The sequence below is a fragment of the Agrobacterium pusense genome (assembly GCF_900102105.1).
Lineage (GTDB): Bacteria > Pseudomonadota > Alphaproteobacteria > Rhizobiales > Rhizobiaceae > Agrobacterium > Agrobacterium pusense.
The window spans coordinates 181,289-203,018 of record NZ_FNBB01000003.1; the positions used below are offsets into that span (position 1 = coordinate 181,289).

A 21,730-nucleotide genomic window follows, 5' to 3' on the forward strand; every position below is an offset into this window, starting at 1 on the left:
TTTATTTGGCGCTTATCGCTTCAGGACAAGCCCTGCACCGACGCGAAGTTCGCTGCTGTCATAAACCGGTGTCCACTGGTAGCTGACATCGGCAGTCAGATCGAGATAACGGTTGAGACCCCAGGTCAGGCCGGCTCCCGCCGTATATTCCACGGCGTCCTCCGTGTCGGAGGAGGGGAATGTGCGATGCACGATTTGGCCGGTCAATCGCGCTACCAGATTGCTGCGCAATTCGTGGGTCAGCCCGGCATCCAGGCGATAGGAAACCCATCCGCCCTGCGGGCCGCCGGCGAAATCCTCTATTGTCGTGCGCAGGCCAAGATTGACATTCGTGCCGCGCTGGGGTGACCAGTTAAGTTCGCCGTCCAGCGTCAACGCGCCGATCGACGCAAGGCGATCATCGTCATATTGTTTGCGCAGATAACCGATCGCGGCTTCGCCACGGGTCTTTTCGCCGAGATCGACCTCTGCCCCAATCTTCGCCCCATAGGCATTGGATGAACGGGCATAACCGGAATTGTCGAGGCGGCTGTCATATTTCGTTGTGCCGGCGTTCAGTTCGAGGAAGGGGATCAGCGCTGGTGACAGCTCATAGCCGAGGCGTCCGCGCAGATTCGCACCATTCTGGTCACGGTCACTGAGGCTTATCGGCCGGCCATCGAGACCCTTCGCGTCGGTATACACCGTACGGGACAGGTCAAGCGCGGCCAGACCTCGCAGCTTGCCGAAATCCCGCTCTATCGATGCTCCGGCGCTGAAACGGTGTTCGCCACCCTGCACGGCTGCGCCGGTCAAGGCATTGGGATCGGTCGTGTCTTCACGGCTGAATTCGTAACCGGCCTTGAGGTTGGCGGTTGTTTCTGATCCGAGGTCAAGACGCAGATCGGCCTCTATCCGCGCCCTTGGTTCTTCTCCATCCTTATCACCGAAGTTTTTCTCCCACGCGCCGTCTCCGGTGACGGTCAAAGCATGGCGGGACCAGTCGCTGGTGAGCGTTCCGCGTATGCCCGTCGTCAGATAGTTTCGTCGCGAGGGACCACCCGTATTCCTCTGTTTTTCCGTGTTGATGGTCTGACTGATCGAAGGCCGGAGCAGAAGGGTGCCCAGCCGAATTCCCGGAGTCTGTCCGGGTTCGGTAACAACGCGTGGGTTTTCGCCCCCGTCCACGGTCGGCTCATAGGGGTTGTCTGCGTCGGCATAGGGCTGCCCCGCTTCGTCCTGCTGCTCGGAAATCGCGTCACCGGGATTATTTGAGGGACGCCAGAGTTGGGGCGTGGGGACAGGTGCCGTTGTGGCCTGGGCCGTACCCGCCATTGTCCCGGGGGTCGGCGCGGGAGCGGCGGAGCCAATGCCATCGGCCGTGGCAGCGGCGCCCGGCATTGCCGGGGCGGCAGTCGCCGTCTGTGCGGAAGCATCTTCGTGGTGGTAAAAAAGCGTGCAGGCGAGCAGCAGGGTTGCTGCTTTCCGCGACGTCGGCAGACGTGTGGCGGTGCCCTTCACAGTCATTCCTTTTCACCCGGCGAATGGGCCGAATGCCGGACCGACAGTCCGCCAATACATTGCCGCAGGCCCCAGTCAGAAAGGCCGACGAAACGACATGGACAAACCAGGGACCAAACAGTCGACGCAAGTTTTAACATCGCTTTAACAATAGGTTTTTTATGGTTAACAGTTGATAAAGATCGCGGGAATTTCCTGATGTCACGGGGAGGCGTCCTGGAGTGCCGTCCACTCCCGTTACCTGCGCGCACCGGTCAGAGCTGGCGGCAGCGGGGCTGTTCGCAAATGCAAAATATTCCTAATATGAAAAGATTAAAACGTTTCAATTTGGCACGGAATCGCCCTATGATTAACGAAAGTTGACCTTCCATTGCCCGGCAAATCGTATTGAATTTTATTTTGTGTGACAGTGTCGTTTCATGAAAGCCGTTTTGAATATCAAACAGGTCGGTTTCTATTGTTGGGATATTACCAATGACCGCTTCTATTTGGATGAAGTGTGCGCTGAACTACTCGGAATTCCACTAAGACAGGCAATGCAGGGCATCAGTATTTTCCAGATACTCGAAAAAGTGGATCTGGATCATCGGAATCGGGTGATAGAGACCGCCTTGAACACCCTGAAGGACGCAAGCTTCTACAGTCAGGAATATGCCGTGCGCCGCACCGACGGTTCGGTTTCCTGGGTGAGGACCGCTGGCCGATATCTCGTCGATGAAGAAAACATTCCCTTTAAGCGGCTGGGAACCATGGAGGAAATTTCTCCGCCGGATCTGCGCCACTAAAGCAGGCGGCTCCCGGCAGGGAGTGGACTTATTCCGGCTGAAAGAGTAACAGTCGGCCATGATTACGCGCGCCGTCAACTTGGTCGAAGACAATGCCATCGAATCCGCCGTACGGACGATTTCGATGGAGCGGGCGGGCCTTGCCGCCCTCGAGACGGCTCTGCGAGACGGTCTCTCGGTCCCCTTCTGCAAGGCGATCGAAACAATCGGCCAGTCGAACGGCCGTCTCATCATAACCGGTGTGGGCAAAAGCGGGCATATAGGTGCGAAGCTGGCGGCCACCTTTGCGTCCACTGGAACGCCGGCATTTTTTGTCCATGCGGCGGAGGCCAATCACGGCGATCTGGGCATGATCGGCGGCGACGACGTGGTTCTGGCCATCTCCAAGGGTGGGGAAAGTGCCGAATTGCGCAGCATTATCAATTATTCGCGCCGCTTTTCCATTCCGCTGATCGCGCTGACTTGTTCCGAGACATCATCGCTGGCGAAGGCTTCCGATATCGTATTGCTGGTTCCCAACGAGCAGGAAGCCTGCCCGCTTGGCCTTGCGCCCACAACCTCCACATTGATGCAGCTTGCGCTTGGTGATGCCCTTGCTGTTGCGCTGCTGGAAGCGCGCAATTTTACGGCGGGCGATTTCAAGGTATTTCACCCCGGCGGCAAGCTGGGCGCCAGTCTCACGCTGGTCAGCGACATAATGCATACCGGTGATCGTGTGCCGCTGGTGAACAGGGGAACGGCCATGCCGGAAGCCGTGGGTGTTCTCTCCCGCAAGCATTTCGGCTGCGTCGGCGTTCTCGATGAGGACGGGCGTCTGTGCGGCATCGTCACCGAGGGGGACATGGCGCGCAACCTGTCGCGCAATCTTGCCGAATTGACCGTGGACGATATCATGACCCGGACGCCCAAGACGGTCAAAAAATCGGTCCTGGCAACGGGTGCGCTGGCAACGCTCGAAAAATTCCACATCGGCGCATTGATCGTGGTTGATGACGATAACCGGCCGATAGGGCTGGTGCATTTCCACGATCTGCTGAGAATCGGCGTGGCCTGAGGCCCGCCGATCCTGAGAAGGCTGATCCTGAAAACCTATCGCTCTAACGGCTCGACTGTCAGCGTTCGTCCCCGGGCGGAAGCGATCTTCACCCGGGTTCCCGCCGGCAGGTCTTCACCGTTGACCGGCCACCAGGTATCGTCCAGCCTGATACGGCCCCGCCCTTCGACAATCGGTTCCTGAAGCGTCGCCGTGCGGCCGACAAGGCTTGCCTCTCGCTGGTTGAGGAAGGGCTCGTCGCTTGTCGCCCGGTTTCTGCCGAAGTATTTCCGGCCGAGCAGAGCGAAAACGACGGAGAGCGCGGCAAACATCACTAACTGCAATTGCCACGCCCAAAACGCTGTTTGCCAAAGGAGCAGCGAGAGCGCACCGATGACCAGTGCGGCAAGGCCGATCCAGATCAGAAAGACGCCGGGGGCGATGAGTTCGGCAGCGAGCAGCACGAAAGCGACGATCCACCAACTCCATGGTCCAAGTTCCGTGGCAAGCCCTTGCAGCATCGTCACTTCTCCGAGGAAGAACCGAAGGGATTGCCGGGAGCCGTGACGTTAATCGTCTGGCCCGAAGCCCGTGTCGGCGGCACGGAGCGGGAGGATGCGGGTGCGGCGGGAGCAGTGGGCGCGTCTCCGTTGTTGCCGAAGACCTCTTTCGCAATCGTGCCGATACCGCCGAGAGAGCCGATCAGCGCCGAGGCCTCCATCGGCATCAGCACGATCTTGGCATTCTTGGCTGTGCCGATCTCGGCAAGTGCTTCGGTGTATTTCTGAGCAACGAAATAGTTGATGGCATGGACATTGCCAGCAGCAATGGCTTCCGACACCATCCGGGTGGCGTTGGCTTCGGCCTCGGCGAGACGTTCGCGCGCTTCGGCGTCGCGGAACGCTGCTTCGCGCTGGCCTTCCGCTTCCAGAATAGCGGATTGTTTTGCGCCCTCCGCGCGCAAAATCTGGGCATTGCGGGCGCCTTCCGCCTCCAGCACCTGCGCGCGTTTTTCGCGCTCCGCCTTCATCTGCCGCGCCATGGAATCGACGAGATCCTTCGGCGGCGCGATATCCTTGATTTCAATGCGGGTGACCTTGATGCCCCAAGGTCCCACGGCCTCATCCACCACGCGCAGAAGGCGGTCGTTGATGGCGTCGCGGTTCGACAGCAATTCATCGAGGTCCATCGACCCCATGACCGAGCGGATATTGGTCATGGTAAGGTTCTGGATGGCGTTTTCCAGATTGGCGATCTGATAGGCAGCCTGCGCTGCATTCAGAACCTGATAAAACGCCACCGCATCGGCGGAAACGCTGGCATTGTCGCGGGTGATGACTTCCTGGGTGGCGATGTCGAGCACCTGCTCCATCACGTTCATGCGGGCACCAATGCGCTCGAAGAAGGGTACGATGAGGTTCAGGCCAGGCTCGAGCGTGCGCGTATAGCGCCCGAAACGTTCCACCGTATAGCGGTATCCCTGCGGCACGGTCTTGATGCCGGCAAACAGCACCAGAATGACCAGAACCACGGCTGCCAAGACGACGATGTCGAAACCGCCCAATGCGATCATCACTTTACCCTCCAGCACATCATGATCAGGGTTTTACCCCCGTATCGTTATGGCAAGATTACACCCAGCCTTGCAACTCCCGCCGCACAACCTTTTCGAGAACGGTCATGCCCTCGGCACTGTCATTCAGGCATGGGATGTGGGCGAATTTCTCGCCGCCATTATGCAGGAAGATTTCTCCGGCTTCACCGGCAATTTCTTCCAGGGTCTCAAGACAATCCGATACGAAGCCGGGATTCATCACGGCTATACGTTTGATGCCTTCCGAGGCAAGTTTTTCCACGGTCTTGTCAGTATAGGGCTGGAGCCACTCTTCCGGTCCGAAACGGGACTGGAACGTGATCATGAAGTTCTTGTCGGTCAAGCCCAGAGCCTCCCGCAGCAGACGAGCGGTTTTCTGGCAATGGCAATAATAGGGGTCGCCCTTTTTGAAATAGGATTGCGGAATGCCGTGGAAGGAGGTGATCAGCATCTCCGGCTCCCAGTCCAGCGTCGCCAGATGGTTTTTGACGGAGGCGGCGAGCGCCTCGATATAAGCGGGATCGTCATGATAGGGCGGCACGGTGCGGATCGCTGGCTGCCAGCGCAGTTTCATCAGATGTTCAAACGCCTTGTCGTTCACGGTCGCCGTGGTGGACGCGGCATATTGCGGATAAAGCGGAAAAAGCAGGATTTTTTCGCAGCCCTGTTCTTTAAGCGCGTCGATCTTCGAGGTGATGGAAGGCTGCCCGTAACGCATTGCCCAGTCAACAACCACGTTGGGCAAATCCTTCAATGCCTGCGCCATCAACTCGCCCTGGCTGCGCGTATATGTGCGCAGGTAGCTTTCGTTGCGCTCGTGGTTCCAGATTTCCTCGTAGGCCTTGCCAACCTTCTGCGGGCGCTTGTTGAGGACGATGCCGTAAAGGATCGGATACCAGTAGAGGCGCGACCATTCGATAACGCGCTTGTCGCTCAGGAACTCCGCCAGATAACGGCGCATCGGCCAATAATCCGTACCATCGGGCGTGCCGAGATTGACGAGCAGCACGCCCACCTTGCCAAATGCGACACGGGGATGGTTCGCGGGGAGTGCGGATAATTCTGTCACCATGAATGATACCCTGAAACTCGAACTGGTTGTGCGAGGGACGCTCCGCCTCGGATAAAGGCTGGAAACGCTCCATCGTCTGTTTATTGACCCCAACGCAAACCGCAATGAAGTTTGGCCGGAAGTGCACGAGCTATACGCCCGTGGCGTTACTTTGTTCATCGTGTTCTAGACGAAATTCTTCAGGATTAAACCACCGCCACCGGCTATTTCCGCCATTCCGGCAGGCACATGCCTTCAGGCGGCAAAATTATTACCGTAAGTATCTGTTTTTAATTAGAAAAAAGAAGCCGGCCCAGAAATTCGAGGGCCGGCTTCGTGTCTGCGGCATATTGCCCTGTCTGCTGTAGCCCCGCTTATTGAGCCGGCAGTTCCAGCTCCTCGCCGATTTCGATGTGGTTCGGATGCTTCAGCGTGTTTGCCTTGGCAATTCTCTGCCAGAGCGCGCCGTCGCCATATTTCTCCGCAGCAATTTTCCAGAGCGAATCGCCTTTTTCCACCACATATTTGCTGGCGGCTGCAGCAGCTGCAGCAGGCGTCGTTGTGGGAGGTGCGGGGGTGGCAGGGGCTGCAGGCGCGGGTGCCGGTGTGGCGGCCGGAGCGGCTGTCGTCGCTGCCGGCGCGGGTGCTGCGGGCTTCGCCGGGGCGACGTAACCTGCGGGCGTCACTTCGGCGATGCGGCCATCCGTATAGGGCTTATAGGGGCTGTTGGCGGTAATATAGGCCGCGACGGCCTCCTCGAGATTGGGGCCGAAATCATAAGCGTTGATGGCTTTGGTCGCAAAAACCTTGAAGCCGTCACCCCCGGTCCGCACGTAGTTATTGGCCGCAACGATATAGGTCTTGGCGGGATCGAGAGGCACGAAGGCATCGCCTTCCTTGACTTCGACGGAAACGACGCGGCTGCCGGCCGGCTTCGAGCGGTCGAAGGAATATTTCATGCCGGAAACCTGCATGAAGCGGCCCGCACCGTCATCAATCTGGCTGACGCCGTTTTCGAGGGCGGCACGAATATCCTCGCCCTTGAGCTGGAAGGTTGCGACGGTGTTCTGGAACGGCAGAACCGTCAGCACTTCACCCATGGAGACATCGCCGCCATCGATGGAGGAACGCAGGCCGCCGCTATTTGCAAAAGCGATGGTGACGCCCTGATCCTTGACGCGGGCCAGCGTTGCGTCGGCCACCAGATTGCCCATCGAGCATTCCTTCACGCGGCAAATCTTGCGGTCGCCCTCGATCGGGCCCTCAGAAGTGCCGACCACCTTGGCTTTCAGGGCTTCGATCGGCGCCTTCAGTTCATCGATACGCTTCAGCGTGGCTTCATCGGGCTTGAAGGAGGAATCGACGAGGATCGGGTCTCCCTTGCTTTCCTTAACCACGCCGTTGTCGTCGAAGACGACTTTGAGGTCGCCAAGATATTTGCTGTACTGGCCGGCCTGCACGACAGGAACCTTGTAGCCGCCGGGATTGTCAACGAGCGTCGGATAAGGGCCTTCGGCTTTCTGGTCGGTGTTCGACAGCAGCGTATGCGAATGGCCGCCAACCACAACATCGACATCGGGAATTTTGGCGATGAATTCCAGATCGCGCGGGTAGCCGACATGGGTGAGCGCGACGATCTTATCGACGCCGTCCTGCTTCAGCTTCTGTACCTGTTCGCTAATTTTCGCGACATCTTCGGCAATGGTGATGTTGGGACCAGGTGTTGCCAGTTCGGCCGTATCGTTGGCAACGGCGCCGACGATACCGATTTTCTGTCCGCCGACCTCGAGCACGATGGACGGCTTTACCCGGTCGCCGATTTTAGAGGCGGCGGTGGCCACCACGTTGGCGGTTACGACGGGGAATTGAACCTTGTCGAGGAAGCCGGCGAGCCCGTCCTCGCTATCGTCGAATTCATGGTTGCCGACGGTCATCGCGTCGAACTTCATGGCATTCAGCATTTCCGCTTCCACCGTGCCCTTGTAGGTGGTGTAGAACAGTGAGCCCTGGAAATTATCGCCGGCATTGAGCAGCAGGACGTTTTTTCCTCCGGCCTTCAGGGCATCCCTTGTCTGGTTGATCGCTGTCAGCAGGCGCGCGGCACCGCCGAAGCATTCATTCTTGCCTTCCTCTTCCGCAGAGCAGGTCGAGTCGAATTTGTTGATCGATTCGATACGGGAGTGAAAATCATTGATGTGAAGAATGTTGAGCTCGTAATCGGCCAGAGCCGCGCTGGCGGAAAGCGTTATCGCCGAAACGCTCAGCATGCCCAGTCCCAAAATTTTCTTCATGGTCCCTCTCTCCTGTTCAAAGCGGAAGCCCTGGCCGGTTGATCATTCTCCGACCGCGCTCATTCTTTAGTCCGAAAACATGTCAGTCTTTCGAAAACCGGATGTTTCCATTTAGCGGCAGTCGCCGCAAGCGAAATTATGACAGGTAGGCAATAAAGAAAAACGCACGCCAAAGGCGTGCGTCCGAGGGGTTTATCTTATTGAATAGGTGATATTATCAGCCCTGACGCGTGAGCGAGAACTGGCTGTTTGTGTCCGTCGTGCAGTTCAATTGTGACGGGGAGACGAGGGCGCAGTTGACGCGCGACTGCGTGTTGCGCACCAGCGACGTCATATTGATTTCGTAAAGTGTCGGCGAAATGGTGACATAGGTGCCGGAGGCCAGCAGCGTGTTGGTGTCGGTTGACCGGGTGGAGAAGGCGCCGTTCTGGAAGGTCGATACGATGCCGTTGCGGTCGATCCAGCGGCCGTCGACAGCCGGCCCGCGGGACAGGGACGGCGCCATCGAGGTTTGCTGCGATGGACCCGGCGCGACGCATGAAGACACCGCGATGGCGGCTGAAAGCAAAGCCGCGCTTGTCTTGAAGTTCATGAGCCTGTTCTCCTGCGATTCGATAAAAGCTTCTTGCTTCGACCATGCCGTGAAGCGTTCTTTATTTCAAGGCAACGTTGTTCGCTCTCCCCGGTTCCTGAGGTCATTCAGGAAAGTCCCGGCGTGGCAAATATGAGACTCTTCCATCAGCGCACGAGGATGTTGCGGAACTGCCAGGGATCGGACTTGTCGAGATTTTCGGGGAACAGGCCGGGACGACCATCAAGCGGTGTCCAGTCGGTATAATGACCCTCGACCGGGCCGAGATAGGGGCGCTGCACTTCAAGGCAGCGGCGATAGTCCATCTCGTCGGCTTCGACGATGCCGACCTGAGGATTTTCGAGCGCCCAGACCATGCCGGCCAGCACCGCCGAACTGACCTGCAGTCCGGTCGCGTTCTGGTTCGGGGCAAGCGACCGCGCCTCTTGCAGGCTGAGCCGGGAGCCATACCAATAGGCGTTTTTTTCGTGACCATAGAGCAGGACGCCCAGCTCGTCGGCGCCATCGACAAGCTCGTCTTCGCCCAGCACATGCTGAACCGGCTGGGGAATGCCGCCATTGCCGAAGAGTTCATGCAGGGAGAGAATCGCGTCGTTGCAGGGATGGTAGGCATAATGACAGGTGGGTCGGTATGTCACGTCGCCACCATCGTTGCGGACAGTGAAATAATCCGAAATCGAAATCGCCTCATTGTGCGTGACGAGAAATCCATATTGCGGCCCAAGGCCCGGGCACCATGTGCGTACTCTTGTGTTGGCGCCCGGCTGATCGAGATAGATCGCTGCCTTGCTGCCCTTCTTCTGTTTTTTTGCGTTTTTCGGCATCCAGTTCTCATGCGTTCCCCAGCCGAGCTCGGCCGGCTGAAAACCTTCCGCGATAAAACCTTCGACGGACCACGTGTTCCAGAAAGCGCCGAAGGGCTTGGGTTCTTTCGCCCGCTGGGTGTCGCGTTCAGCCACGTGAACACCCTTGACGCCAAGCCGCTCCATCAGTTTCGCCCAGCCCTCCCGGTCATGGGACTGCGGCTCCTCGATGTCGACGCCGATATCCTTTGCGAGATTGACGAGTGCCTGTTTCACGAACCACGAGACCATGCCCGGATTGGCGCCGCAGGTCGAAACGGCCGTCGTGCCGCCGGGTCTGCGCGCCTTTTCCTTGAGCATGGTCTCGCGCAGCGAATAATTCGTTCTCGCGGCATTGTCGGCATCGGCATCGAAATAAAAGCCGGGCCATGGCTCCACGACGGTGTCGATGTAGAGCATGCCGTGTTTACGGCAGATACGCATGAGATCGACGGATGCGGCATCCACGGAAAGGTTGACGCAGAAACCTTGACCCCGCACGCCTTTAAGAAGCGGCTTGAGAACCTCCTTATAGTTCTCCTTTGTCAGGTGTGTCTGGATATGACGGATGCCCTTCTCGGCCAGAAACGGGGCGATGTCTGCGCGCGGATCGATGACCACGAGGCGGGTCCGGTCGAAATTGAAATGACGTTCGATCAACGGAAGAGTGCCACGCCCGATGGAGCCGAAGCCGATCATGATGATTGGGCCATCGATATCGCCATAAATCGGGTGGTTTGCGTCCGTCATTCGTCAATTTTCCTTTTTCAGCCAATAAGTAAGCTAGATCACAAAAGCGTGCCACAATAAAGGGCAGGCAGACGACGGACATATGACGGTGCTGCCCGCAAGGTCGGTTCAGCTTCTCTTCCCTTCATTCTGCCTCTTCGCATTTTGGAGGGCGCGTTTATAATTGAACTCTTCTTTTCGCCATCGACCAAGGCTCGGGGAGGGCTTGACGGGATGATGGAGGAGGGATTTCTCCATCACAGGAGTTGCCTGTTGAGTGATCTTTTCGCGCGTGTAACAGTGCTTCAGAGTGCCACCCCCGTTTTGATCGCCCTCTATGATTCCGACGATCGGTTGCGGCATGCCAATCCGTCGTTTCGGGAGAGCTTCAGGCTTGCCGAAGATGATTTTCCGACCTGGGCGGATATCATGCGGCTGAACCACCGGCTGCGGACCGGTGTCGTCATTCGCAACAATGATTTCGAGGGATGGCTGCTGTCGGCGCAGTCCCGTCGCGGCAAGCTGCCTTACCGCGCCTTCGAGATGGACATGTATGACGGCCGCTGGTTCTGGATGACGGAAACGGTGCAGCAGGATGGCTGGATGCTTTGCGTTGCAAGCGATGTCACCGAATTGCGCCAGGGTTACAGAACGCTGAGGCAGGACAGGGATCTGGCCGTACGCGCCTCCCAGACGGACGAACTCACGGGAACGGCGAACCGCCGCTTCGTCTTCGCCAAGCTGGCATTGCAGGTCGAGCAGGTCTCAAAGGGGCTGGAAGCCTCTTTTTGCCTTTGCACGCTCGATATCGATTTTTTCAAGCAGATCAATGATCGTTTCGGTCATAAGTGCGGTGACGCGGTGCTGCGCGATTTTGTCGGCGTCGCCCATTCCGTCATCCGCAGGGTCGATTGTTTCGGCAGGATCGGTGGTGAAGAGTTCATGCTCGTCCTGCCGAGAACGTCTCTTGCCGAGGGGCGGGACATTGTCGAGCGGCTGCTGCAGCGAGTTCGGCTTTCGCGACCTCTCGCGGATTTTCCGGATTTCTCCTACAGCTGCTCGGCCGGCATGACGGCCTATCGGACGGCGGAAAGCGCGGACGATATTTTCACGCGTGCCGATCAGGCCCTTTATGCGGCCAAGGAGAAGGGCCGCGACCGGCTTCTGGCGGTAACGGTCTAGATGAGTTCCGCCGCAACCAGCCCATGCAGCGAATTGCCGACGAAGAGCCTGCGGCCGGCAATGTCTTCCGGCTTCAGCGCCTGGCCACGCGCCTTGCGTTCGCGGATCAGATCGGCGCGCAGCACGCCCGGCAGAATGCCGCTGTCGAGCGGCGGCGTCAGCAATTGCCCATCGGGCATTTCCAGGAAAATGCTGGTCGATGATCCCTCGCACAATTCGCCGCGTTCGTTGAGCAGCAGCACCTCGTCGGCCTCTCCGGCTGAAAATTCAGCACGGGCGGCGTCATAGGGTTCGCGGCGCGAGGACTTATGGCGATAGAAGGTATCAGTGGAATCGAGTGTGACGTTCCGGGCGATACGAACCCGCCAGACCGTATCCTGTCGCAGGGGCTTGAACTCGGTGGTTTCGATGTCCAGTTCCCCCTTGTAGTTCATCACCAGCCTGACGCAGAGCGGCTTGTCGCCGCCCACCGCCTTTTCCAGCGCCTGAACCGCATTGGCCGGGGCACGGAAACCGAGCGCGTCGGCAGAGCGCAGCAGCCGGCGGATATGCTGGTCAATGCGCTGAAAGCCGGTCTGTGGCTCCCAGCGCAGCGTTTCCCTCAAGGTCAGATCGGCGGGTTTGCGTTTCATGGCCTGTGCTCGTCGCCCGAAATTGATGACCGGCATCCTGTGCCGGCACTATCAACCGGCAAAGCTTGTCCGGAACAGGATAGCCCTGCCGGTTGATGAGATTAAGCCTGCCTGTTATCCAGCGCTTCCAGCTCGTCGATCAGCCCCTCGATCATCGAAAGCCCCTTGTCCCAGAAGGAGGGATCGGTCGCATCAAGGCCGAAGGGCTTCAGGAGTTCCGAATGGTGCTTGGTGCCGCCCGCCCTCAGAAGCTCGAAATACTTCTCCTGAAAGCCCGACTCGGCCTTCTGGTAAGCCGCATAAAGCGAGTTTACCAGGCAATCGCCAAAGGCATAGGCGTACACATAGAAGGGCGAGTGGATGAAATGGGGGATGTAGGTCCACCAGGTTTCATAGCCTTCGGAAATCCGGATCGCCGGACCCAGGCTCTCGGCCTGAACCGAAAGCCACAAGTCGCCGATCTGCTCGGAGGTCAGTTCACCCTGCTTTCGCGCGGTGTGAAGCTTGCGCTCGAATTCATAAAAAGCAATCTGGCGCACGACCGTATTGATCATGTCCTCGACCTTGCGGGCGAGCATGGCCTTGCGTTCCCGAACATCCTTCGTGTCATCGAGCAGCTTGCGGAAGGTCAGCATTTCCCCGAACACCGAGGCCGTTTCAGCCAGAGTGAGAGGCGTTGCGCACATCAGGGCCCCCTGTTCGCCGGCCAGAACCTGATGCACGCCGTGGCCAAGCTCATGGGCAAGCGTCATCACGTCGCGTGGTTTGCCGAGATAGTTGACCAGCACATAGGGATGGGCCGAGGGCACGGTGGGATGTGCAAAGGCACCCGGCGCCTTGCCGGGGCGGGCAGGGGCGTCGATCCATTCTTCATCGAAGAAGCGGCGGGCAATATCGGCCATTTCCGGCGCGAAGTCGCCATAGGCGGAAAGTACGGTATCCTTTGCCTCATCCCACGAAATGATCGTGTTCGACGTATCGGGAAGGGGTGCGTTGCGGTCCCAATAATTCATCTGCTCCATGTCCAGCCACTTCGCCTTCATGGCGTAATAGCGATGCGAAAGGCGCGGGTAGGCTTTTTTGACTGCCGCCGCCAGCGCATCAACAACCTCGCGCTCGACGCGGTTCGCCAGATGGCGGCTATCGGCAATATCCTCGAATTTGCGCCAGCGGTCGGAAATATCCTTGTCCTTGGCGAGCGTGTTGGTGATGAGCGTGAAGACCCGCAGATTGGCCTTGAAGGTGGCGCTCAGCGCTTCCGCCGCCTTCTTTCGGGTTTCCGGTTCCGGCTCCTGAAGCATGTTGAGCGTCACTTCCAGCGGCAGGCTTGCGCCGTCTATGTCGAAACGCAGATCTGCCATCGTCTCGTCGAAGAGGCGGTTGAACGCCGCCGCGCTGGTCATCGATTTTTCGAGGAAAAGCTGTTCGAGCTGATCATCGAGCTGGTGCGGCTTGTCCTTGCGCAAATCCACGAGCCAGGGGCGGTAATGCCCTGCAGCTGCATCATTCGCCATGCAGGCATCCATCGTGGCGTCGTCGATGCGGTTGAGTTCGAGCGTGAAGAACAGAAGGTGGGAGGAAATATCCGTCAGTTTCGCCTGGGCGTCGCCGTAGAGTTTGCCGTTTGCCGGATTGGATGTGTCGGAAAAATAGGTGAGCCCGGCAAAAGAGCCGATGCGGCCGATAAGATCGTCCAGCGCTTCATATTCCTTCAGCGCCGCGCCGATGCCCTTTTCGCCCGTCGCCTTTGCGGCGGCCTCAAGCTTGCCCTTCCATTTCTGCTCGAAAGCAGCCGCCATCGACGCCGCTTTCTCCAGGTCACCCCTGTATTCGGCCGAATCTCCCAACGGATAAAGGTCCGATAGCTTCCAGCCGGGCAGGTCGCCAAGCACTGGGGCGGCTGTTTCGGCGAGGGCGAAGAAAGGCTGCGGAACGGGTTGGTTGAGGGTCATCTGATATGTCCTTCTGATTATGCTTTGCGCAGCATATGGGGCCTTTGTTTCCCGCGGCAATGGATAAAATGCAAGCAATTCTCAAAACTGGATGTTCAAGTCTCCCGTGCCAGAGTGCGGCACAAGGGACCGCATGACGCAGGTCCATAAACCGGAAACCGGAGCTAAAAATGACCGCGCATGTTCTTGTGATAGACGACGATCCCGTCCAGCGCCGCCTGCTCAAAAATGCGGTGGAACGTTATGGGCACCTGGCCCTGCTTGCCGAGAACGGCAAGGCCGGCCTGGAGCTCCTCAAGCAATATAGCGGTGAAATAAATGTCGTCGTCCTCGATCTCATGATGCCGGAGATGGATGGTCTCGGTTTTCTGAAAGCCGTTGGTGAACTGGGCGTCGACGTTCCGGTCATCGTCCAGACGGGGCAGGGCGGCATCGATACGGTGGTGCAGGCAATGCGCGCCGGCGCCTTCGATTTCGTCGTCAAGCCGGTCTCACCGGAAAGGATCGGCGCCGCCATCTCCAATGCGCTCAAGCTCGACAGAAGAGAGGCAAAGGCCCGCACGGGCAGGCGCGGACGGAGCAATGCAGTGAATTTTACCGATATCGTTTCCGCAAGCCCCGCAATGCTGAGGGTGATCGAACTGGCGCAGCGCGCCGCCCAGTCCAGCATTCCCGTGGTGCTTGAGGGTGAGTCGGGCGTGGGCAAGGAAATGGTCGCCCGGGCCATCCAGTCCGCCGGCGACCGGGCGAACAAGCCCTTTATTACAGTCAATTGCGGCGCTATTCCCCATAATCTCGTGGAAAGCATTCTCTTCGGTCACGAGAAGGGCGCCTTCACCGGCGCGACGGAAAAGCACGTCGGCAAATTCATGGAAGCGGATGGTGGCACGCTGTTCCTGGACGAGATCGGCGATCTGCCGCTGGACGTGCAGGTCAAGCTGCTGCGCGCCGTTCAGCAAGGCGAAATAGAAACCGTCGGTTCCGCTCGGGTGCAGAAAGTAAATGTGCGGCTGATCTCGGCCACCAACAAGAATCTCATCGAGGAGGTCAAGGAAGGCCGCTTCCGCGAGGATCTTTATTATCGCCTCAACGTCTTTCCGATTACCATTCCCGCCTTGCGTCGCCGGAAGGAAGATATCCCCCACCTCGCACGGGTGTTTGCCGAACGTTTTTCCGCGGAGCAGAAGCTGCCCAATCCCGTCGGCCTGGATGCCAGCGCGCTGGCGCTGCTGACCGCTTATGACTGGCCCGGCAATATTCGCCAGCTTGAAAATGCCGTCTTCCGCGCCGTCGTGCTGTCGCAGGGCGGGGAACTGTCGGATGCCGATTTTCCGCAGATCGCGCTGCAACTGCCGGAATTCTCGACAGGCGATGACGCAGAGGATGTCATCCGCTCGCCATCCGGATCGTCACTGAAGCTCGCAGCCTATTCGCCGCCAACACCAGCCGTCGAAAACCATGTCGTCACGGATGAACCGGCGGATGTTTCCACCACCATCTACCGGGGAGGAAGCCTGATCTCCAGCACGGATGAGACGGGCAACATCCGCAAGCTGGCGGAGATCGAAGAAGAGCTTATTCGTTTCGCCCTGCGTTTCTATCGCGGGCAGATGAGCCAGGTTGCCAGAAAGCTCGGCATCGGCCGCTCGACACTTTATCGCAAGCTGAAGGATTACGGCATCGATCCCGATGATCCGCTTCGAGACGTCGCATGATCGCGTGAAGCACTTATTCGAGGGCAGATCGCAAAATTCGTTAACTTCTGAGCAAGGATATCCGCTTACCGTCTATAAACCTCTTGTTAGTGGCTGATTCACTATATAGAGGAAGGTTGTATGTGTGTGGCAATTTTGCCATCGTGTCACCGTATTTGACGTTCATTTGAGGCAATGTGACAGAAATTGTCTTCCAGGCGGGGATCGAATTGCCATATCTGCATCGGAATAACGCGCTTTCAGGCAAGATGGCGCGCGGCTTGATCAAGGATATATGCACGAAGCTGTCGGCACGCGCTGTCACCTTTGCCTGCCTGATGCTCGCCGCAATGCCTTTCGTTGGTGTTTCGGCGACGGAAGCCGCCGCCGAAACGCGCAGTCTCAAGCTGTATTATATCCACACACGCGAGAAGGCGGTCATCACCTTCAAGCGCAATGGAAAATATGACCAGAAGGGTCTGCAGGAGCTGAACCGATTCCTGCGCGACTGGCGTCGCAACCAGCCGACACGCATGGACCCGCGCCTTTTCGATCTCGTCTGGGAAGTCTATCGCCGCAGCGGTGCCACCGATTATATCAACGTCGTGTCGGCTTTCCGCTCGCCTGAAACCAATGGTCTTCTGCGCACGCGCACCAAGGGTGTCGCAGAAAAGAGCCAGCACATGCTGGGCAAGGCCATGGACTTTTATATCCCCGGCGTGAAACTTTCCCGTCTTCGCGAGATCGGCATGCAGATGCAGATCGGCGGCGTCGGTTTCTATCCGACATCGGGATCTCCTTTCGTGCATATGGATGTCGGCGGCGTTCGTGCCTGGCCGCGCATGAGCCGCCAGGAACTCGTCCGCATCTTCCCGAATGGCAATACGCTGCATCTTCCTTCCGATGGTAAGCCGCTTCCCGGTTATGAGCAGGCGCTTGCCGATTACAAGAAGCGCGTCAGTTCCTCTTCCATTCAGGTTGCTTCCAGTGCCGGTGCCGGTCCGGCCTCTTCGGGCGGCGGCAAGCGCAAGACCCTGTTGCAGGCCCTGTTTGGCGGCGGTGACGAGGATGAAGATCCCGATAGCATCGCAGCGCCCGAGCCCGCCGAACGTCCGGCGGTTGCTCGCCCGGCAGCTCCGCAGCAGGCGGCTCCTGAGCCCGAACCGACAATCGCCGTTGCTTCGGCCCAGGCACTTCCGGGTGTGACCGATGCCCCGTTGCCCACGGCCCGTCCCGCATTCGGCAACCAGCCGCCTGCCAATACCGGCCTTGCGACCGCGCTTTATTCGCCGGCGCGTAACGCAGCCCAGGATGCGCTGCAGGCAGCGACCACACCGACGCCCACATCCGCGCCTGCCGAGCGTCAGCAATTTGCCGATCTCGCCGAGGTTTCAGTTCCGGTGCCGACGCTTCTCGGGCCGCGTGGCATGAAGGGGGATGCCGAGGGTTCTGTTCTCACCGCTTCCGCTGAAGGCGCAACGCCCGCAGCAACGGGCGAACTGGCCTCTGTTCCGGTCCCCGCCAACCGTCCGGCTGTTGCGGAAGCCCTGCTGGCGGCCGCGAATGCCGATCCGGAGGGTGAAGACGACCTCGCCGAGACGCAGCAGGACACCCTTTCACCAACGGTGGTCGCAGCTCTGGAACAGAGCGGTCAGGCTGCCCGGTCGCAGGTTCAGTCAGCCGTCACGCCGACAGCCGCTCCTTTCCCGGCTGCCGTCAATCACAAGGTCACGGTCGCACCTGCTGAAACGGCCAAGGCAGAACCACAGCCCGGCTTCGGTGACGCTTTTGATCTGAAACCTGCCATCAATAGTGGTCTCACTGCCGGCCTGCCGACCAAGGGCGCACGCCCGAGCAAGCAGGATGCTGCGGTTTCCCACCAGGCCATGGTCGGCGGCGGGCGTCTGACACAGGACCTGATTTCGGATTGGGCGCTCAATCAGAACAAGGGCACGACCGGGCGTTCGGTCAAGGCGCCGCGGGTTGTCGCCAACCGCATGCTGAGCCACGATATGTCGGCTTCCGCGACGTCGGCAAGCTTCAAGCCGGGCGCGGTCGCCATCGAATCGAGCCGCTTCAGCACGCCGGTCAAGATGCACTGAGCCTTCATTGCCAATGCGGCCCGAGAGGCCAATAAAAAACCCGCCGGTGACGGCGGGTTTTTTTGTTCCTGATATCTGTCCGTCAGACGCCGCTCTGGCCGTCCGAGCCGATATAGGCAATACGCACCATGTTGGTCGCGCCGGGTGTGCCGAGCGGAACGCCGGCGGAGATGATGATACGGTCACCCGGCTTGCCGAAGCCTTCGGAAACGACGATGCGACAAGCGCGGTTCACCATGTCGTCCAGATCGCTGGCGTCGCCGGTGACGACGCAGTGCAGACCCCAGACAACCGACAGTCGGCGTGCGGTCTGGATGATCGGCGAGAGGGCGATGATCGGAACCTGCGGCCGCTCACGCGAGGCGCGCAGACCTGTCGTGCCCGAAGATGTGTAGGTGACGATCGCCGCAAGCTTCAGGGTTTCGGCAATCTGGCGGGCGGCCAGCGAAATCGCATCGGCGCCTGTCGGTTCCGGCTGGGCGCGCTGCGCGTAGATGATGTTGGAATAATGCGGATCCTGTTCCACGGTGCTTGCGATGGAGGCCATGGTGGAAACGGCTTCGACCGGATAATCGCCAGAGGCAGACTCGGCAGAGAGCATGATCGCGTCAGCGCCTTCGAAGACGGCGGTGGCGACGTCGGACACTTCAGCGCGGGTCGGTACAGGCGCTGTTATCATCGATTCGAGCATCTGCGTGGCAACCACGACCGGCTTGCCTGCGCGGCGGCAGGCGCGGGTCAGCTGCTTCTGAATGCCGGGAACGGCTTCCAGCGGCATTTCGACGCCAAGGTCGCCACGGGCAACCATCAGGGCGTCAGAAAGCTCGATGATTTCTTCGATGCGCTCGACCGCCTGCGGCTTTTCGATCTTGGACATAAGGCCGACGCGGCCGCGTGCGATCTTGCGCACTTCAGCCAGATCCTCAGGACGCTGGACGAAGGAAAGCGCGACCCAGTCTACCTCGTTGGTTTCCAGCACGGCATCGAGGTCGACGCGGTCCTTGTCGGTGAGAACGCCGACGCCGAGCAGAGTGTCGGGCAGGCTGATACCCTTGCGGTCGGAAATGCGCGTGCCGGAAATGACCGTGGTGACGATGCTCTTGCCGTCGCTCTTTTCAGCGCGCAGATGCAGCTTGCCGTCATCGATCAGCAGGCGATGGCCCGGTTTGACCGCCTCGAGAATTTCGGGGTGCGGCAGGAAAACGCGGGTGTTGTCGCCAGGTGCGTCGTTGTTATCAAGGGTGAAGGTCTGGCCAGGTACGAGCTCGACCTTGCCTTCCGCAAATTTTCCGACGCGCAGCTTCGGACCCTGCAGGTCGGCCAGAATGCCGATGGGGCGGCCGTTGCGGCTCTCGACCGAACGGATGCGCTGAATGAGCGTCCGCATCAGGTCGTGGCTCGCATGGCTCATGTTGATCCGGAAAAGATCCGCGCCGGCGAGATGCAGCTTTTCGATCATGGCCTCATCGGAGGAGGCAGGGCCGAGAGTTGCAAGAATTTTGACTTTGCGGTTACGCTTCATCAGTTTTGATTTCCCTGTGTGCCTGGCGTATCGGAAAGCTGGACCATCCAGCTGCCCTGTCTGCCCGTGTCATATTCCTTGAAACCCATTCTCTGGAAGCTGCGGGCATAACAATCATCCACACCGGTGATCTTGAACTCGTTTTCCGCCACGCACATGTTGACGTCACCGGTCCAGCGGCCGCCATGAGCGGCATCCTCGGCATAGAGATAATAATAACGTGACTGCAGTTCACCTTCGATCAGCGTCGCGCAGGTCGAGGCGGGGACCTGCCACCAGCCTTCGCTGACCCAGCCCTCCTGTGCCCGATAGCCAATTGCGACCCCCACGAGATTCTGCGTGCTGTTGCAGACGCGAAAATCCGCATACGCGGGCCCCGCGATCATGAAAGGGGTCAGAAACAATGCCGCTATGGAAAAAAGACGGGCGAGGTGCCTGATGTGGCGGGGACGAGCGAGAGATGACTGAGTCACGGCTTCCATCCGGATTCCATGGTTATAATGAACACACTTCTTGGCGTGGCCGCCCAAGAAAGTCAACGCGAGTTTAATCGATTATATTGTTCGTGGGATCGTGAGTGCGATAAGGTAGATGGCTGTTCTTCCGCCGTAACTTGCGCCCGGCCTCAAGCCATGCCATCAAGTTTCTCTCCTCAATGCTGCCCCAGAAAAATCATCGATGAACGACTTCATACCCTATGAAATCATAGAAGGCGATTATGACAAAGGCATGGTTCTGCTGGCAGACCACGCCATGAACCTTCTGCCGGCACACTACGGCAATCTTGGTCTTCCGCAAACCGCTTTTCATCGCCACATCGCATTTGATATCGGTATAGAGGGGCTAACGCGCTCGCTGGCTGTGCGCCTTGGCGTGCCGGCGGTGCTCGGGCGTTTCTCGCGGCTGCTGATCGATCCGAATCGTGGTGAGGATGATCCAACTCTCATCATGAAAATCTCGGACGGAGCCGTCATCCCCGGAAACCATCCGATTTCCGACGAGGAATGGCAAAAGCGGATCGAGACTTTTCACCGGCCTTATCACAATGCCGTGGACAGCGTGCTGACCCGTGTGGCCGAGGCCTCGGAAGAAGCGCCGCTCGTCCTGTCACTGCATTCCTATACACCGTTCTGGAAGGAAACGCCGAGGCCATGGCATGCGGCGGTTCTGTGGGATACGGATCATCGCGCGGTCGATCCGCTGCTGGCGCATCTGCGCGCTACCGGCGACATTCTCGTCGGCGACAACGAACCCTATGACGGAGCACTCAAGGGCGATACCATGTATCGTCATTGTATGGCGAAGGGTATACCGCACGCACTTCTGGAGGTCAGGCAGGATCTGATCGGGAACGAGGAGGGGATCGCCGAATGGTCAGACCGGCTCGCTCCCATTTTTGCCGCAATGAATGACGATCCGGTTCTGCATGAATATCAGCTGTTCGCTTCCCGCACCGGCCCTTATTGAGCCTGGAGTTTCGCCATGACAAATGAGAACGACAACGGGCAGATCGAGTTTGAGGCGGCCGCATTCCGGCGTCTCGTCAAACATCTTCGTGAACGCCACGATGTGCAGAACATCGACCTGATGAATCTCGCGGGCTTCTGCCGCAACTGCCTTTCCAACTGGTACCGTGAAGCGGCCGAGGAAGCGGGTGTTCCGCTCAGCAAGGAAAAATCCCGGGAAATCGTCTACGGCATGCCCTATGAGGACTGGAAAGAGAAATACCAGGGCGAAGCGAGTGGCGACCAGAAAGCCGCTTTCGAGCAGAACCGGCCCAAGGAATAAGTCTTCACCGACGGAATCGACTTGACGGGACGCCTTTCAGTGGGCAGTTCACAGGCCTGAATTTTGCTGCCTGCTGGCAGCGACCGGCGAACGCCTTGCCAGTTTGAATGAACAAGGCCCACATGCGGGCCGCCAATGAAGGATGATATGATGGACGAAACCAGCACCACCGAAACCGTCGCCGCCGCCGAACTGCGTCAGTTCATCGAGCGCGTCGAGCGCCTCGAAGAAGAAAAGGCTGCTATTCAGGGTGATATCAAGGATGTCATGGGCGAAGCGAAGGGGCGTGGGTACGATACCAAGGCCATCCGCACCATCATCCGCCTGCGCAAGAAGGATGCCAACGAGCGCATCGAGGAAGAAACGATTCTTCAGACTTATATGGCCGCGCTCGGCATGGAATGATCGGCTGAAAATGCCTCAATGAAAAATCGCCGCTTC

At 58.8% G+C, this 21,730-nt stretch carries 19 protein-coding genes; 8 read left to right on the plus strand and 11 right to left on the minus strand.

Annotated features, from left to right (window positions below; genetic code table 11):
• Positions 1 to 12 precede the first annotated feature (12 nt).
• A complete protein-coding gene (gene uppP / locus BLU28_RS09830) occupies positions 13 to 1,506 on the minus strand; it encodes a polysaccharide biosynthesis protein UppP (RefSeq protein ID WP_022563070.1) in 1,494 nt (497 codons plus the stop codon).
• Positions 1,507 to 1,919: 413 nt separating this feature from the next.
• Between uppP and BLU28_RS09835 the strand changes: the two genes are divergently transcribed.
• Both BLU28_RS09835 and BLU28_RS09840 read left to right on the plus strand, forming a co-directional pair.
• On the plus strand, positions 1,920 to 2,285 hold the full coding sequence (locus BLU28_RS09835) for a PAS domain-containing protein (protein WP_022563069.1): 366 nt from the start codon (positions 1,920 to 1,922) through the stop codon (positions 2,283 to 2,285).
• A gap of 58 nt (positions 2,286 to 2,343) precedes the next feature.
• The gene (locus BLU28_RS09840) at positions 2,344 to 3,339 is read left to right on the plus strand and encodes a KpsF/GutQ family sugar-phosphate isomerase (RefSeq protein WP_004445833.1); all 996 of its coding nucleotides are present in this window, start codon (positions 2,344 to 2,346) and stop codon (positions 3,337 to 3,339) included.
• A gap of 35 nt (positions 3,340 to 3,374) precedes the next feature.
• Here the strand turns inward: BLU28_RS09840 and BLU28_RS09845 are convergent, their stop codons facing one another.
• The 6 genes from BLU28_RS09845 to BLU28_RS09870 all read right to left on the minus strand — a co-directional run bounded on the left by BLU28_RS09845 (position 3,375) and on the right by BLU28_RS09870 (position 10,438).
• Complete coding sequence (locus BLU28_RS09845; protein ID WP_004445832.1) at positions 3,375 to 3,839, minus strand: NfeD family protein; 465 nt, start codon at positions 3,837 to 3,839, stop codon at positions 3,375 to 3,377.
• Between the two features lie 2 nt (positions 3,840 to 3,841).
• Complete coding sequence (locus BLU28_RS09850) at positions 3,842 to 4,891, minus strand: SPFH domain-containing protein (protein ID WP_077985797.1); 1,050 nt, start codon at positions 4,889 to 4,891, stop codon at positions 3,842 to 3,844.
• A 58-nt stretch (positions 4,892 to 4,949) separates the two neighbouring features.
• The gene (gene hemH / locus BLU28_RS09855) at positions 4,950 to 5,984 is read right to left on the minus strand and encodes a ferrochelatase (RefSeq protein WP_077985796.1); all 1,035 of its coding nucleotides are present in this window, start codon (positions 5,982 to 5,984) and stop codon (positions 4,950 to 4,952) included.
• A 353-nt stretch (positions 5,985 to 6,337) separates the two neighbouring features.
• On the minus strand, positions 6,338 to 8,254 hold the full coding sequence (locus BLU28_RS09860; protein ID WP_077985795.1) for a 5'-nucleotidase C-terminal domain-containing protein: 1,917 nt from the start codon (positions 8,252 to 8,254) through the stop codon (positions 6,338 to 6,340).
• A 217-nt stretch (positions 8,255 to 8,471) separates the two neighbouring features.
• Complete coding sequence (gene omp10 / locus BLU28_RS09865; protein WP_003506132.1) at positions 8,472 to 8,846, minus strand: outer membrane lipoprotein Omp10; 375 nt, start codon at positions 8,844 to 8,846, stop codon at positions 8,472 to 8,474.
• Positions 8,847 to 8,992: 146 nt separating this feature from the next.
• Positions 8,993 to 10,438, minus strand: coding sequence for a homospermidine synthase (locus tag BLU28_RS09870; protein ID WP_004445823.1), 1,446 nt, complete (start codon positions 10,436 to 10,438; stop codon positions 8,993 to 8,995).
• A gap of 252 nt (positions 10,439 to 10,690) precedes the next feature.
• Between BLU28_RS09870 and BLU28_RS09875 the strand changes: the two genes are divergently transcribed.
• Positions 10,691 to 11,599, plus strand: a complete 909-nt coding sequence (locus BLU28_RS09875) for a GGDEF domain-containing protein (RefSeq protein ID WP_077985794.1) — start codon at positions 10,691 to 10,693, stop codon at positions 11,597 to 11,599.
• Here the strand turns inward: BLU28_RS09875 and BLU28_RS09880 are convergent.
• Both BLU28_RS09880 and BLU28_RS09885 read right to left on the minus strand, forming a co-directional pair.
• Positions 11,596 to 12,231 carry an aminotransferase class IV family protein gene (locus BLU28_RS09880; protein ID WP_037092115.1) on the minus strand — a complete coding sequence of 212 codons (636 nt, stop codon included), beginning with the start codon at positions 12,229 to 12,231 and terminating at the stop codon, positions 11,596 to 11,598. The two genes, BLU28_RS09875 and BLU28_RS09880, sit on opposite strands and share 4 nt — an antisense overlap.
• A gap of 101 nt (positions 12,232 to 12,332) precedes the next feature.
• The gene (locus tag BLU28_RS09885) at positions 12,333 to 14,183 is read right to left on the minus strand and encodes a M3 family oligoendopeptidase (protein WP_077985793.1); all 1,851 of its coding nucleotides are present in this window, start codon (positions 14,181 to 14,183) and stop codon (positions 12,333 to 12,335) included.
• A 170-nt stretch (positions 14,184 to 14,353) separates the two neighbouring features.
• On the opposite strand from BLU28_RS09885, the gene BLU28_RS09890 reads away from it, so the two are divergent.
• Both BLU28_RS09890 and BLU28_RS09895 read left to right on the plus strand, forming a co-directional pair.
• Complete coding sequence (locus tag BLU28_RS09890) at positions 14,354 to 15,898, plus strand: sigma-54-dependent transcriptional regulator (protein ID WP_006697184.1); 1,545 nt, start codon at positions 14,354 to 14,356, stop codon at positions 15,896 to 15,898.
• A gap of 176 nt (positions 15,899 to 16,074) precedes the next feature.
• Positions 16,075 to 17,979: a peptidoglycan L,D-endopeptidase MepK gene (locus BLU28_RS09895; RefSeq protein WP_072493307.1), complete on the plus strand. Its 1,905-nt coding sequence runs from the start codon at positions 16,075 to 16,077 to the stop codon at positions 17,977 to 17,979.
• 82 nt (positions 17,980 to 18,061) lie between these two features.
• Here the strand turns inward: BLU28_RS09895 and pyk are convergent, their stop codons facing one another.
• Both pyk and BLU28_RS09905 read right to left on the minus strand, forming a co-directional pair.
• Positions 18,062 to 19,501 carry a pyruvate kinase gene (gene pyk / locus BLU28_RS09900; protein ID WP_004445813.1) on the minus strand — a complete coding sequence of 480 codons (1,440 nt, stop codon included), beginning with the start codon at positions 19,499 to 19,501 and terminating at the stop codon, positions 18,062 to 18,064.
• Positions 19,501 to 19,983, minus strand: a complete 483-nt coding sequence (locus BLU28_RS09905) for a DUF1036 domain-containing protein (RefSeq protein ID WP_175477679.1) — start codon at positions 19,981 to 19,983, stop codon at positions 19,501 to 19,503. The genes pyk and BLU28_RS09905 overlap by 1 nt, the downstream gene beginning before the upstream one ends.
• A 196-nt stretch (positions 19,984 to 20,179) precedes the next feature.
• Here BLU28_RS09905 and BLU28_RS09910 point away from each other — a divergent pair, with 196 nt between their 5' ends.
• The 3 genes from BLU28_RS09910 (at position 20,180) to BLU28_RS09920 (ending at position 21,694) form a co-directional block, all read left to right on the plus strand.
• Complete coding sequence (locus tag BLU28_RS09910) at positions 20,180 to 20,968, plus strand: N-formylglutamate amidohydrolase (protein WP_077985791.1); 789 nt, start codon at positions 20,180 to 20,182, stop codon at positions 20,966 to 20,968.
• Positions 20,969 to 20,983: 15 nt separating this feature from the next.
• A complete protein-coding gene (locus BLU28_RS09915; RefSeq protein ID WP_006697181.1) occupies positions 20,984 to 21,289 on the plus strand; it encodes a DUF1244 domain-containing protein in 306 nt (101 codons plus the stop codon).
• Between the two features lie 147 nt (positions 21,290 to 21,436).
• Positions 21,437 to 21,694 (plus strand): DUF2312 domain-containing protein, encoded by a 258-nt coding sequence (locus BLU28_RS09920; RefSeq protein ID WP_006314683.1) that lies wholly within the window; start codon positions 21,437 to 21,439, stop codon positions 21,692 to 21,694.
• Positions 21,695 to 21,730 lie beyond the last annotated feature (36 nt).